The organism is Companilactobacillus metriopterae, assembly GCF_002762335.1.
In the GTDB taxonomy this organism is placed as follows: Bacteria; Bacillota; Bacilli; order Lactobacillales; family Lactobacillaceae; genus Companilactobacillus; species Companilactobacillus metriopterae.
The window spans coordinates 1090304-1104644 of record NZ_CP024610.1; the positions used below are offsets into that span (position 1 = coordinate 1090304).

Genomic DNA, 14341 nt, shown 5'->3' on the forward strand with positions numbered 1-14341 from the left:
ATTTCTCCATTCAATTTAACAATGACAATCATAATCAGATAACCAAACTAATAGATCATCAAAATTAGATTCAATTAATATTTTTTCAACATCATTTCTCTTTAATCGTTTTAAAAATGCCTGCGATTCTTGGAGACTTCTCTGTTTGGAAGAATTTGCTTTTTCAACAAAACCATCTTCTATTCTAACAAAATCTAATTCAAAAAACACATTTAAATAAAAATCTAAATTATTCTTTTCAATTTTTAAATACTTTGCTAATTCGTCTAGTGAAGCTGTATTTATTCTTTCGTGTGTGTAGATATACTTAAGTAACTCTTTCATCTTTATCTCATCTGGTTTAGCATATCTTTGAATCAAATCAGTATGGAAATACAATGCAGTATGTGAAGTATTATTGTTTTCTACAAAATGTTTCAACAAGTCAAGATCATGTGGACGATCATATATTAAAATATTTTGATCACTGAAATCTTGATCGTATTTAGCTAAATTAACATCAATGGAATTTTTCTTTGCGGATTCTAGATATACGTCATTGAAGAAAACAATTGAATCAAAGTGTTCTAACAATGGCTTAGATAACTGTTTATTACGATAGTCTATATATGTTTCTTTGAGATTTTTTATCTTAATTCCTGATTGAGAAACTTCGACACCTTGAACCATTAACTGCAGATTTTTTTTACCTGCCCACTCATTAATTCCTAAAGTGCCATATACGTCACAAGATTGATTAGATATTTCTTGAACCTCTTTAAACATTTTAAATCCAATCGAGCCAACTTGATGACCATTCTGCTTTGCAAAAAATTTAATATGACTCTTATCTTTACCAATTGCTTGGGGTTGATCAATTGTTACATTTTTCAACTGAATGACAGGCTTTGGATTTCCATATCCAAAAGGTGCTAACTTTGAAATTGATTCTATGATTTCTAAAGTTAGTTGATTAACAGGTAACTCTAAATCATAAATTTTCTCAAGATCAGCAGTAACATCAAATTTTTGATTAGCAACTTCTGCTTGTATTTTGTCCTGAAATTCTTCTAAATTATCAATATCAATGGAAAATCCACAGGCCTGAGAATGACCTCCAAAACTAGATAACAGTTTGCGATATTTATTCATTGCTTCAAATAAATTAAATCCCTCTGGACTTCTTCCAGAACCTTTGTATAGATTTTCATTTTTATCAAGTGACATTACTAATGTAGGTTTATTAGTGAGTTCAACAACCCTACTTGCTACAATTCCTAGTATGCCTTGATGCCAATCATCTCCATGTAGTACTAATACTGGATTATCAATTTGGTCATCAATTTGATTTAAAGATGCATTATAAGCAATTTCAACTAGATCTTGTCTTCGAGTATTTACTTCTTCTGTTTCATCTGCTAATTCTTTAGAAAAATTTGCATCACTTGTGGTGAACAATTCCACTGCTGAACTAGCATTTTCTACTCTTCCCAAAGCATTTATTCTAGGTGCAATTTGAAAACCTATTGTTTCCTCATCAATGTCACTGGGCTTTATTTTCATGCTTTTAACAAGAGTACTAATTCCCAAGTTGGTGCTCTTTTGAAGTTGTTTTAGTCCATTAGCAACTATGATTCTGTTTTCCCCTGAAAGATCAACGGAATCAGCGACTGTTCCTATTGCTGCCAAATCAATTAACTCTATTGCTTCTTCTCCTAAAATGGCATCAGCAATCTTAAATGCAACTCCGGCTCCTGATAAATTAGGACAAACATATTCAAATCCAGGAATACGAGGATGAACAATGGCGTCTGCTTCTGGTAATTCGTCTGGTAAATCATGATGATCTGAAATTAGTACAGATACACCCTGATCTTTCAAAAATTTAATTTCTTCTTTTCCACTAACACCATTGTCAACGGTAATTAATAAATCTACACCACGTTCAACAATTCTTTTGTATGCTTCTAAATTTGGACCATAACCATCTTGAAATCTGTCTGGAATATAGAATTCTGGTGTTAATCCCATCTTTTTCAATGTGAGATACATAATCGATGTACTTGTTACTCCATCGGCATCATAATCACCATATATAACAACCTTTTTTTGATTTTCTACTGCATCATCAATTAACTCTAATGCTTTATCCATATCATTAAGACCAAAAGGATCTTGTAATCCATTAATATCTGGATTAAGAAATTCAGTTATTACTTCAGGATTATTAAAATCTCTCTCTAGTAATAATTCGGATACAATTTTATTTTGTTGAAATTTTTGAGAAAAATCATCTATATCATTTGATGATAATTCTTTTCTTTTTTTCCATACTTTATTTATCAATTTATCACCTACTGGTACCCATTATATCAATATAAATTAAAAAAAAATAAGCCGAATGACTTATTTTTTAAATAGTTCTAAATTTTTATCTGTTGCTTTTTCCTTAGAGACTAACTTACCCTGAACTGCCCACCTATTTGATCCTCCATCGGCACAGGTTATCATTGTTATGATCGGTGTTCCCTTAGTATCATTCAACAAGTATACAGCTGTCGGAGCTACTTTCTGTTTATAATCAATTTTATATGCATAAACTTTTTTCATATCAGTTATATAGATTAAATCACCGATTTGTGCTTTTTCAAGCGGAGAAAATAATGCACCATCTTTTGTCATGTAGTGACCTGCTAAGGCATAATTAGATTTCCCCATTTTTTGATCTTCCTTCATGGTTCCACCACCAGCTGAAAGTTCAGCGTCACCCATTCCCTTGACGATGGGTAACTTCATACCAACTGAAGGTACTGCAAGTTTACCAATTGTTGTAACTTCACCAGAGACACTTGCTTTAGCAACTTGAGCAGCTGTTAGTGGTTTTACTTTTGAAAAATCAAACTCGCCACTTTTCTTCTCATTTTTAGCAATCTGTTCTTTTGAAAGAGAATTCATCTCTCTATTGGACATTTGCTCAACTAGATACTGTTTTACAGGCGCATTAAAAATAAGTATTAATGCGAATACTAATACGATTGTAGTTACCAGTATTGTAAAAAATTTTCTCATTTAATTCACCTACTTATTTATAATACTATAATAGATTTTCTGGTATAATTTAATTCAATTTTCGATAATTTAAGGTTGCTTAAAGGTGCTAACTTTATTCTTGTAATAACATTATAATAAAATTATACAATAACGGAGGTAAATTATGAGTATTCTTGTCTTAGGTGGTGCCGGATATGTTGGCTCACACACTGTAGATCACTTATGTGATAACGATTACGATGTAGTAGTAGCTGACAACCTAGAAACCGGTCATAAAGAAGCAATAAATAATAAAGCAAAATTTTATCAAGGCGACATTCGTGATAAAGTTTTCCTAAATAGAGTTTTTCAAGAGGAAAATATTACCGATGTAATTCATTTTGCTGCTTTCTCTATTGTACCTGAATCAATGAAAGATCCACTTAAATATTTTGATAATAATGTTGCTGGTATGATTTCATTGCTAGAAGTCATGAGAGATTTTGATGTTAAGAGAATCATTTTCTCTTCAACTGCAGCAACATATGGTGAACCAAAGCAAATTCCTATCAAAGAATCTGATCCAACTGAGCCAACAAATCCATACGGCGAAAGTAAGTTAGCCATGGAAAAAATTATGAAATGGTCAGATATTGCTTATGGTATCAAATTTGTAGCTCTTAGATACTTTAATGTTGCCGGTGCTAAAGAAGATGGTTCAATCGGTGAAGATCACGGACCGGAAACACATCTAATCCCAATCATCTTACAAGTTGCAGCTGGCCAACGTGATGAAATTACTATTTTTGGTGACGACTATGATACTAAAGATGGTACAAATGTACGCGATTACGTTCATGTTATGGATTTAGCATCAGCTCACAGATTAGCTATGGAATATCTTATAGATGGCAATAATAGTAAAATCTTCAATCTGGGTTCACAAAATGGATTTTCTAATAAAGAAATTTTAGAAGCTGCTGGAAAAGTTACTGGAATGGATATAAAATCAAATATCGGTGATAGAAGACCTGGCGATCCAAGTACCCTTATTGCAGATAGTATTAATGCAAGAAAAATTTTAGGTTGGCAACCTCAAAATGAAAATATTGAAAAAATAATTCAAGATGCTTGGAATTTTAAATCTAAACATATAAATGGTTTTTCTTCATAAAAAAAATAACCCTTAATGGGTTATTTTTTTTATGCTCCAAGTCCTGCTAAACCCGAAATTATTTTTCCTATAGTACTAATTCCTGAAGTTATACCTGAGCCGATTCCAGATAAATTAGGAGTAAGTGCTCCTACAAGTCCAGTTGCACTATTAATAATTTTTGTTCCACCATCAATTACACTTGTTGCACCAGATACAACTGAATTATTGATAGATGTTACACCGTTAATAGCTCCTGAAATGCCAGAAGTTACTGATGTATTTGTTTTTGAGATACTATCAATTGTTCCAGAAATACTTGAGTTAATAGATGTTATATTATCAAGTGGTGTCTTGATAGCACTTGTAATAACTTTTCCTGGTTCTTGAACAACTGCTTGAGCAGAATCAACACCCTTTACTACTGAGTCTAAGGCTCCTGATACAGAGTTGTTAACGTCAGTAACTTTCTTTGCAGTGTTGATTATTTTATCAGTTGTTGTTGGAGCTGCTGGTGCTGCTGGATCAGTAGATGTTACTGCTCCAGAGTAAACCCAACCAGTTATATTATCGTTATTTGTTATGTGAATATATTTATTACCATTAGGACCAGTAGCTTCACCAAATCCTGTGAATTTTGTTTTAGCATAATCCTTTAATGAAGCAACTGCCTTTGCTGTTGAATCATATGGCTTATCCCAAACTGTATATTCAGGAGCTACTACAAAATATGTAGTTGGACTAGTTTCTGTTTCTGCAATTGTACTTGTAGAAGCAGCAGTAGAAGCTTGTGCACTACTATTATCACCTAAAATATATGAACCATCACCAGTTGAAACAACTACGTTACCTTGAGTTGTTGATGGTTGATTGGTTGTTGAATCAATCGTTGTGGCTTGTGTTGCCGCTGAATCATTATCAACAGAATCAGCGCTTACAGATGTTGTTACAAAAATTGCTGGTGCTGCAATAGCTACAGCTAAAAAATACTTCAATTTCATAATTTAATACCCCCATGTATTAATTAATATTTAATATAGTACTAATGATACACTTATCACAATATGCAGTAAACGTTTTCAATAAATTATAGAAAAATATTTTCAAAAATTGCAAAAAAAATATAAAAAGGTTAAAAAATATTGTTATTTTTAACCTTTTCCCTTATTTAAATCTAATACTGTCATAAATGCCTCTTGAGGAATAGAAACTTTACCAACATCTTTCATTCTCTTCTTACCGGCTTTTTGCTTGTTTAGAAGTTTATCTTTACGAGTTTGATCTCCACCATACAATTTGGCAGTAACGTCTTTTCTGAATGCTTTAACTGTTGATCTAGCTACAATCTTGTTACCAATTGCGGCCTGAATAGGAATTTCAAACATTTGACGCGGAATAACTTCTTTTAGCCGTGCTACAATATCACGACCTCTTTCGTATGCAAAATCTCTATGGACTATAAAGCTCAATGCGTCAACTGGTTCACCATTTAGTAATATATCCATTTTTACAAGGTCAGATGATTCATAGTCATCCACTGAATAATCCAATGAAGCATATCCCTTAGTGTTTGATTTTAAATCATCAAAGAAATCAAATATTATTTCTAAAAGTGGCAATTTGTAAATAATGTTCACTCTATATTTATCTAGGTAATCCATTGTTATGAAGTTACCACGTTTTCTCTGGCATAGTTCCATAACAGCACCAACGTATTCTTCAGGAACCATTATTTCTGCTCTAACAAATGGTTCGCTTATATCTTTTATTTCTGAAGTATCTGGTAGATCAGCAGGATTATCCACGACTATCTTCTCACCATCAGTTTTTTCTACATGATAGTTTACAGATGGTGATGTGATAATTAATTCCAAATTAAACTCACGTTCAAGTCTCTCCTGAACAACATCCATGTGTAACAATCCTAAGAATCCACATCTAAATCCGAAGCCAAGTGCTTGAGAAGTTTCTGGTTCAAAAACTAACGCTGCATCATTCAACTGTAATTTTTCTAGAGCTTCGTGTAAATCTTCGTATTTTGAATTATCAACTGGATACATACCAGAATAAACCATTGGAATACTCTTGCGATAACCATCTAGAGGTTCTTCCGTTGGATTATTAGCCAGAGTAACTGTATCTCCTACCTGTGTATCTTGAACAGACTTGATACTTGCAGTGATATATCCAACATCACCAGCCATTAAGTAATCTCTTGAAACTGCCTTAGGTGACATTACACCAACATCAGTAACTTCAAATTTCTTGCCATTACTCATAAGTTCAATAGTATCACCAGCTTTTACGATGCCTTCACGGACTCTGATACTTAATACCACTCCTCGATAACTGTCATACTCTGAATCAAATATCAGAGCTTTCAATGGCTTATCGATATCACCTTCTGGTGCAGGTACATCTGTAACTATTCTTTCAAGTAACTCATCAATACCGATACCAGTTTTGGCACTTGTCATCACAGCATCTGAAGCATCAATACCTATCATATCTTCGATTTCTGTTTTTACCTTATCTGGTTCAGCCGATGGAAGATCTATTTTGTTGATTATTGGTACAATTTCTAAATCGTTATTGATTGCTAAATATGTGTTAGCCAATGTTTGTGCTTCCACACCTTGAGCAGCATCAACTACTAACAATGCTCCTTCACACGCTGCAAGAGATCTAGAAACTTCATATGAGAAATCCACATGTCCCGGAGTATCAATAAGATGAAAAATATATGTTTCTCCATCATTTGCTTTATACTCTAACTCAACAGCATTTAGTTTTATTGTAATTCCACGTTCTCTCTCAAGATCCATATCATCCAAAATTTGAGCTTTCATTTCTCTTTTTGAGATTGTATCTGTTTTTTCCAAAATACGATCTGCAATTGTGGATTTGCCATGGTCAATATGAGCAACAATGGAAAAATTACGAATTCTCTTTTGACGTTCTTTTAAATCGTTTAAATTTAAGTCCATATTTTTTCCTGCCTATCATCTTCTAACAGTCTATTTTACACTATATCAGACCAACAAAAAAGAATCAGACTAATCTGATTCTTTTTTTGTTTATTCACCTTTGAAAGCATCTTTTACTTTATCAAAGAAATTACTGTCTTTTTCTTTAACTACATTTCCGCCTACTTCAGCATACTGTTTCAATGCAGATTTCTCTTCGGATGTTAACTTCTTAGGTGTAACAATATTAACTGTAACCTTCTGATCACCATTATTGTTGCCATGAAGTACAGGTGCTCCTTTTCCCTTTAATCGGAATGAAGTACCTGTTTGTGTTCCTGCAGGAATAGTTAATTTAACTTTCCCATGAACAGTATTTACTTCTATTTCATCACCCAATGCTGCTTGAGGGAATGATATATTTTCAGAAGAATATATTGTTGATCCTTCACGTTTGAACTCTTTACTTGGAGCTACGACAAAAACAACGTACAAATCACCGTAAGGTCCACCGTTAACTCCAGCTTCACCTTGACCGTCAAGACGCATTTGTTGTCCATCTTCAATACCAGCAGGTACAGTAACTTTTAGTTCATGTCTTTCATTTACTTTACCAGCACCGTGGCAGACATCACATTTTTCTTTAATATCTTTACCAGTACCATCACATACACTACATACTTCTCTAGTGCGCATACGTCCAAGTGGAGTTTGACGATCAACTTCTACATATCCAGATCCATTACAGTTACTACATGTTTCTGGTGTAGTACCTGGTTTAGCACCTGATCCATTACAGTTTGAACAATCTTCTTCACGATTATAGGTAATGTTAGTTTCTTTACCAAAAATTGCTTCTTCAAACTTCAAATCCATGCGGTATTGTAGATCATTACCTTGTCTTGGAGCATTAGGATTTTGTCTAGCAGTACTACCACCACCAAAGAATTGGCTAAATATATCTTCAAAACCACCAAAGCCTCCGGCTTGTCCATTAAATCCTCCACCGCCAAAGCCACCAGCTCCGCCGTTCATACCAGCAGAACCATATTGATCATATTGAGCTCTCTTTTGAGGATCTTTCAAAATTTCATAGGCATCGTTTACTTCTTTAAATTTTTCTTCAGCGTCTGCCTCTTGATTAATATCAGGATGATATTTTTTAGATAATTTTCTAAATGATTTTTTAATCTCATCCTCTGAGGCATCTTTGCTAACACCTAAAACGTCATACGGATCTCTATCTGCCATATAATCTCACCTTTACATTGTTAAAAGAGCAGCCTTATTCTAGATTATCTAGTCTAACTCTGCTCTTTTAATTAATTATTTATCTTCTGGATCAACTTCTTTGAAGTCTCCGTCAACTGTATCATCTTTTGATGATTTACTGTCATCTGAAGATGTAGCACCTTCTTGTGAATCTTGAGCTTGTTGATATAGTTTTACAGAAAGTTCTTGAACAATTTTGTTAAGTTCTTCAAGTTTAGCTTTCATATCATCAATGTTGTCAGATTCTTGTGCAGCTTTCAATGCATCACGTGCATCTTCTGCTTTTTTAATTTCTTCTTCAGAAACTTTGTCTTTAACATCTTCCAATGTTTTATCAGTAGCGAACAATGCTTGTTCTACTTGATTCTTAACATCAACTTCTTCTTTACGTTTTGCGTCTTCTGCTTCGTTTTCTTTGGCATCTTTCATCATTTGTTCAATCTCTTCGTCACTTAAACCAGATGAACTCTTGATAGTAATTTTTTGTTCCTTATTTGTACCTAAATCTTTAGCAGAAACATTAACAATACCATTTTTATCGATATCAAATTTAACTTCAATTTGAGGTATTCCACGAGGTGCTGCAGGAATATCTGTTAATTGGAAACGACCTAATGTCTTGTTATCAGCAGCCATTGCTCTTTCACCTTGAAGAACGTGAATATCCACAGCACTTTGATTGTCAGCAGCAGTTGAGAACACTTGTGACTTACTTGTTGGAATAGTTGTATTACGATCAATAAGTTTTGTTGAAACTCCACCCATTGTTTCGATACCAAGTGATAGAGGTGTAACGTCCAAAAGAACAACATCCTTAACATCACCTGAGATAACACCACCTTGAATAGCAGCACCAATAGCAACAGCTTCATCAGGGTTGATTGAGTGATCTGGAGTCTTACCAGTCCATTTTTCAACAGCAGCTTGAACAGCAGGAATACGTGTTGAACCACCATTCAAGATAACTTTATCAATGTCACCATTTGTTAATCCAGCATCTTTTAATGCATTTTCAACAGGGATTCTTGTTTTTTCAACAAGGTCACTTGTTAATTCATCAAATTTTGCTTTTGAAAGTGTTTCTTCCAAGTGAAGAGGACCGTTATCTCCTGAAGAAATAAATGGAAGACTGATTGATGTTTGACTAACACCTGATAAATCTTTTTTAGCTTTTTCAGCAGCATCTTTTAGACGTTGTAAAGCCATCTTGTCTTGAGACAAGTCGATACCATTCTTAGACTTGAATTCAGCAACTAACCAATCAATAATAGCTTCATCAAAGTCGTCACCACCAAGATGTGTATCACCATTTGTTGATAGTACTTCGAAAACTCCGTCCCCTAGTTCAAGGATAGAAACATCAAATGTACCACCACCAAGATCATAAACAAGAACTTTTTCGTCAGCATTTTCATTGTCTAGTCCATATGCCAATGCTGATGCTGTTGGTTCGTTAACAATACGTTGAACATTTAGTCCGGCAATTTTACCGGCATCTTTTGTAGCTTGTCTTTGTGAATCATTGAAATATGCAGGAACTGTAATAACAGCATCTGTAACTTCTTCACCAAGATAATCTTCTGAGAATTTCTTGATGTATTGAAGAATCATTGCTGAAATTTCTTGTGGTGTATAAGATTTATCACCAACAGTTACTTTGTAACCTGCTTCACCAATGTGACGTTTGATTGATGAAATTGTATCTGGGTTAGTGATTGCTTGACGTTTTGCAACTTCACCAACTTGAATTTCACCATCTTTAAAAGCAACAACAGATGGAGTTGTTCTAGCTCCTTCTGGATTTGTAATAATTTTTGGAGAACCACCTTCAAGTACTGCAACAGCAGAGTTTGTAGTTCCTAAATCAATACCGATTACTTTTGACATTAATATTAACCTCTTCTATTTTTTATTTTGCAACGACTACCATTGCTGGTCTTAAAACTCGATCATTTAACATATAGCCTTTTTGGAGTACTTCAACTACTGTATCAGCGGGATTGTCTTCAGTCGCTGGAACAGTTTGTACAGCTTGGTTAACAGTTGGATCAAATTTTTCGTTTTTATTATTTATTTCAATAACTTGATTATCTTTAAAAGCATTGATCAGATGTGTCTGAACCATCTCAATCCCCTTTTTCAATTGAGCACTTGCCTCATCATCGGCTTCAACTGTCAGAGCTCTCTCTAAGTTATCTAGAACAGGAAGAATTTCGGTTGCTAGATTTTGTCCATCATATTTTAGGATGCTTGCAACTTCCTTTTGATGGCGAGCTGTCATATTCTGCATTTCAGCTTGAGCACGTAAATATTTATCCTCAAGCTCAGATTTTTCTTCTTTAAGAGCTTCTATTTCTTCATTAGTTTCATCATTTTTAACAGAGTCATCTGATTCTACATCCAATTCTAATTCTTCATCTGTAGATTCGATTTTGTTTTCTTTATCTGCCATAAATTCCTCCTATATTATGAATCATCATACCTTGAATAATAATCCATTAGTCTTTTTGAGAACTCTTGTCTGAATTCACCCATTAAACCAATAAGTTGTGAATAGTGCATTTGTGTTGGTCCTAAAATTGCTATTAAACCTTTTCCATGTTCTCCAGCATCATAATTTGTGGTAATAAGACTATAATTTTTTAGAGTATCATTACCGAGCTCACTACCAAATCTAACAATTATTTCGTTGTTATCTTCACCAGTATCAAGTAACTGCTTCAAATCATCACTCCCATTAATCATTGAAAATAATGATTGAACATTACTGGAATCATAATCCTGCGCATAATTTAAAAGATTCAATTGACCATCAACAAAATACTTTTCTGACTCTGCTTTCTTAAACAATCCCGAAAGCATATCAATAAATCCACTATCAGAATACATGTATTGCGTTAATATAGCTGGAATTTCTGTTTGAAGTAATTTTTGAACTTGAATTAAAGGTTTACCGATCAATTTGTCATTTACAATTCGAACGATTTTTTCTATTAATTCTGAGTCAATTTTTTCATCTACTGTGTATATATTACTTTCGACATTATTATCACTTGTAACAATAATTGCCATTATCTGATGTGGATTTAAAGGGACAATTCTAAATCCTGTTAAGAGAATTGACTGCCCTTCTGGTCCCAAAGTAATAGCCGTATAACTTGTTAGATGTGATAAAATTTTGGCAGATTCCTGAATCAAATCATCAATTTGATGATATTCACGACCAAAATTCTGATCAATACTTCTAGAAATTTCGTCAGATACTGAAACTGGTTGCACCAAATTATCCAGATAATAACGATATCCTTGAACAGACGGAATTCTTCCAGAAGATAAATGTGTCTTCTCCAAATACCCTGAATCTTCTAAGGCAGCCATCTCATTTCTGATGGTAGCTGAACTTACCGAAAATGGTAAATTATTCATTAGTGTCTTGGAACCAACTGGTTGACCAGTATCTGTATAAATACTTACAACTTCGCGTAAAATAGCATCTTGACGTTGTGTTAGCATTACTACCAGCCTCCTTTAGCACTATTAAACCTTGAGTGCTAACATCCTAAAATATATCAATCTAAACGCTTTGTGTCAAGTGATTACACATAAAAAAGAAAGTTCATAATGAACTTTCTTTTTATTTAAAATATTCTTCTGTATCTTTTTGATCTTGATGAAGTTGATCGATTAACTCATCCATACTATTGAATTTCACTTCTCCACGCAAATATTTTAACCATTCAATTCTAATAGGTTCGTCATATATATCATCATGGAAATTTAAAATATTTGATTCAATTGTTAATCCTGTCTCTTCTTCAAAAGTAACATTGTAACCAACTGAAGTCATTGCTTCATACCATTTCCCTTTTATAAAAACACGTGTCACATAAACACCGACACCAGGAATCAGCTGATCCGCTGTTGGTTTAATATTAGCTGTGGGAAAACCCATTTCACGACCTCTTTTTAATCCGTGAACTACAACCCCTTGATTCTGATAGGCGTAACCCAATAAATCATTGGCCTCAGTTACTTTATTATTTTTAAGTAATTCCCTAATTTCACTAGAACCGATTTTTCTATCTTTATTATCAAGTCTAGGAACACTTATTACTTCAAAGTTACCTTTAGAATATTTAGGTAATAAATTCATATTAGCTATATCTTTTTTACCATATGTATAATCAAAACCAGCAACTACAAATTTTGCATTCATATCAATCATATATTGATTTACAAAGTCTTGAGGACTCAGATGAGCTAGTTCGTCACTAAATTCTAAAAAGTAAACGTCATCTACTCCTAATTCTTTAATTAGTTCTGATTTTCGACGCATAGTAGATAAATAAGTATAGTTTTTTTCATTTTGATAAACTACTCTTGGTGATCTATCAAACGTAATCAAGACTGATTCCAAGTTGTTTTTTTGTGCTAATTCAACACCCTTTTGGATTACTTCTTGATGACCCTTATGAATTCCATCAAAAAATCCCATAATCAAGACAGTATCTTTTTGTGGTCTTTCATTTTTTTTAATTGGATAACTTACGTAGTATATTTTCATATTTTTACTCTTAATTATTTTGAAGTAGCATAGTAGAAGCTACCCAAAGATTTTTACTGTGATCATACTTATATATTGCTTTTATTTTATCTTCAAAATAGAGTGCTACTTCGGAATTTTTATCACTATTTAGTTGCAACCCTACACCATTACACACAAGATTCCATTCATCATCGTTTAATGAATACTTTGGTAGATATGAAAGAACACTTTCTATTGAAGTTAAAAATTCATAATTTTCATTTTTTACCATCTCTTCTATTTCACTTAAATGATAAGTATTTTCTATCAAAATACCTGCACTTTCAACTCGTGTTAGTTGTGACATAAATGCTGGATATCCCAGTTTTTCACCAACTTGAACTGCTAGTGTTCTAACATAAGTTCCCTTAGAACAACGAACTCTAAAAGGTACTGTTTGTTCATTTGTGTCTTCATTGAATTCTATTTCACCATTTAATTCAAATTTATAAATATTTATTCTTCTGACAGGGCGCTCGACCGTTTCCCCAGCTCTAGCATATTCATATAATTTTTTACCATTTACTTTAACTGCAGAAAACATAGGAGGTATTTGTTCTATTTCTCCTTCCATAGAACTAAGGGTTTCTCTAATATTCTCAATAGAAATTTCATTTAAAACTGGTTTGGAATCTACTGTTTCACCTTCTCTATCTTCAGTAGTTGTAGATCGACCAATAGTAATTTCTCCACAGTATTCTTTAGATGAGCTAGTCAAACGCTCAACCAATTTTGTAGACTGACCAACACATATAGGTAATACACCATCAACTAGTGGATCCAAAGTCCCAGTGTGTCCTATTTTTTTTGTTTGCAAAATCTTACGTAACTTATATACATAATCTGAACTAGTTTTACCTAGATCTTTATTTAAAGGAACAATTCCATTCATTCTTGAATCTCCTGTTCTAAAGCTATACAGAGATTAATTATATCAAATTTTAGACAAAAAAAGAGCTAAGTCAGATATTTTGATATCTGAACTTGGCTCTTTTTATTTTATTTATTTGCTTCATCTTGATGAAGTTTTGCTATAAGTTGATCAATTTTTTCACCATATCTAACAGATTCATCTTGTTTGAATTTTAGATCTGGAATTTTATAAAGAGTTAATCTTGAACCTAGTTCTTTTTTTATTATACCTTTAGATTTATCAAGACCAGTTTGTGTTTTTTCAGCATCACTAGCCTTGTTAGATAAAATACTATAATAAATAGTAGCTGTTTGTAAGTCACCTGTCATTTCAACACCAGTAACTGTAACACCTTGAACACGTGGATCTCTGACTCTCTTCAATAAAATATCATTAACTTCTTTTTGAATTTCTTGTTCAACTCTACCAATTCTGTGTTTCAT

12 protein-coding genes are annotated in these 14341 nt (G+C 33.2%); 1 reads left to right on the top strand and 11 read right to left on the bottom strand.

From position 1 onward, the window contains the following. Positions 1–15: 15 nt before the first annotated feature. Complete coding sequence (recJ, locus tag CS873_RS05365; RefSeq protein ID WP_099974847.1) at positions 16–2325, bottom strand: single-stranded-DNA-specific exonuclease RecJ; 2310 nt, start codon at positions 2323–2325, stop codon at positions 16–18. Positions 2326–2385: 60 nt separating this feature from the next. Next, positions 2386–3048 (bottom strand): class A sortase, encoded by a 663-nt coding sequence (locus CS873_RS05370; protein WP_099974848.1) that lies wholly within the window; start codon positions 3046–3048, stop codon positions 2386–2388. Between the two features lie 145 nt (positions 3049–3193). Between CS873_RS05370 and galE the strand changes: the two genes are divergently transcribed. Then, entirely contained in the window at positions 3194–4183 is a 990-nt protein-coding gene (gene galE / locus CS873_RS05375; protein ID WP_099974849.1) for a UDP-glucose 4-epimerase GalE, read from the top strand. A 29-nt stretch (positions 4184–4212) separates the two neighbouring features. On the opposite strand, the gene CS873_RS05380 is transcribed toward galE, so the two are convergent. From CS873_RS05380 to rbfA, 9 genes are all read right to left on the bottom strand, one after another. Continuing rightward, positions 4213–5163 (bottom strand): GW dipeptide domain-containing protein, encoded by a 951-nt coding sequence (locus tag CS873_RS05380; RefSeq protein WP_099974850.1) that lies wholly within the window; start codon positions 5161–5163, stop codon positions 4213–4215. Between the two features lie 150 nt (positions 5164–5313). Further along, complete coding sequence (lepA, locus tag CS873_RS05385) at positions 5314–7149, bottom strand: translation elongation factor 4 (protein WP_099974851.1); 1836 nt, start codon at positions 7147–7149, stop codon at positions 5314–5316. 90 nt (positions 7150–7239) lie between these two features. Further along, positions 7240–8379 (bottom strand): molecular chaperone DnaJ, encoded by a 1140-nt coding sequence (gene dnaJ / locus CS873_RS05390; protein ID WP_099974852.1) that lies wholly within the window; start codon positions 8377–8379, stop codon positions 7240–7242. A 75-nt stretch (positions 8380–8454) separates the two neighbouring features. After that, on the bottom strand, positions 8455–10287 hold the full coding sequence (gene dnaK / locus CS873_RS05395; RefSeq protein ID WP_099974853.1) for a molecular chaperone DnaK: 1833 nt from the start codon (positions 10285–10287) through the stop codon (positions 8455–8457). A gap of 22 nt (positions 10288–10309) precedes the next feature. After that, complete coding sequence (gene grpE / locus CS873_RS05400) at positions 10310–10852, bottom strand: nucleotide exchange factor GrpE (protein ID WP_099974854.1); 543 nt, start codon at positions 10850–10852, stop codon at positions 10310–10312. Positions 10853–10866: 14 nt separating this feature from the next. Then, the gene (hrcA, locus tag CS873_RS05405; RefSeq protein ID WP_099974855.1) at positions 10867–11913 is read right to left on the bottom strand and encodes a heat-inducible transcriptional repressor HrcA; all 1047 of its coding nucleotides are present in this window, start codon (positions 11911–11913) and stop codon (positions 10867–10869) included. A 121-nt stretch (positions 11914–12034) separates the two neighbouring features. Continuing rightward, positions 12035–12964 carry a riboflavin biosynthesis protein RibF gene (ribF, locus tag CS873_RS05410; RefSeq protein WP_099974856.1) on the bottom strand — a complete coding sequence of 310 codons (930 nt, stop codon included), beginning with the start codon at positions 12962–12964 and terminating at the stop codon, positions 12035–12037. A gap of 10 nt (positions 12965–12974) precedes the next feature. Next, complete coding sequence (gene truB / locus CS873_RS05415; RefSeq protein WP_099974857.1) at positions 12975–13877, bottom strand: tRNA pseudouridine(55) synthase TruB; 903 nt, start codon at positions 13875–13877, stop codon at positions 12975–12977. A 107-nt stretch (positions 13878–13984) separates the two neighbouring features. Beyond that, on the bottom strand, positions 13985–14341 hold the full coding sequence (gene rbfA / locus CS873_RS05420; protein WP_099974858.1) for a 30S ribosome-binding factor RbfA: 357 nt from the start codon (positions 14339–14341) through the stop codon (positions 13985–13987).

Coding starts and splice junctions, on each gene's coding strand:
- CS873_RS05370 (WP_099974848.1), bottom strand. CDS start 3,048: ATGAGAAAATTTTTTACAATACTGGTAACTACAATCGTATTAGTATTC.
- galE (WP_099974849.1), top strand. CDS start 3,194: ATGAGTATTCTTGTCTTAGGTGGTGCCGGATATGTTGGCTCACACACT.
- CS873_RS05380 (WP_099974850.1), bottom strand. CDS start 5,163: ATGAAATTGAAGTATTTTTTAGCTGTAGCTATTGCAGCACCAGCAATT.
- lepA (WP_099974851.1), bottom strand. CDS start 7,149: ATGGACTTAAATTTAAACGATTTAAAAGAACGTCAAAAGAGAATTCGT.
- dnaJ (WP_099974852.1), bottom strand. CDS start 8,379: ATGGCAGATAGAGATCCGTATGACGTTTTAGGTGTTAGCAAAGATGCC.
- dnaK (WP_099974853.1), bottom strand. CDS start 10,287: ATGTCAAAAGTAATCGGTATTGATTTAGGAACTACAAACTCTGCTGTT.
- grpE (WP_099974854.1), bottom strand. CDS start 10,852: ATGGCAGATAAAGAAAACAAAATCGAATCTACAGATGAAGAATTAGAA.
- hrcA (WP_099974855.1), bottom strand. CDS start 11,913: ATGCTAACACAACGTCAAGATGCTATTTTACGCGAAGTTGTAAGTATT.
- ribF (WP_099974856.1), bottom strand. CDS start 12,964: ATGAAAATATACTACGTAAGTTATCCAATTAAAAAAAATGAAAGACCA.
- truB (WP_099974857.1), bottom strand. CDS start 13,877: ATGAATGGAATTGTTCCTTTAAATAAAGATCTAGGTAAAACTAGTTCA.
- rbfA (WP_099974858.1), bottom strand. CDS start 14,341: ATGAAACACAGAATTGGTAGAGTTGAACAAGAAATTCAAAAAGAAGTT.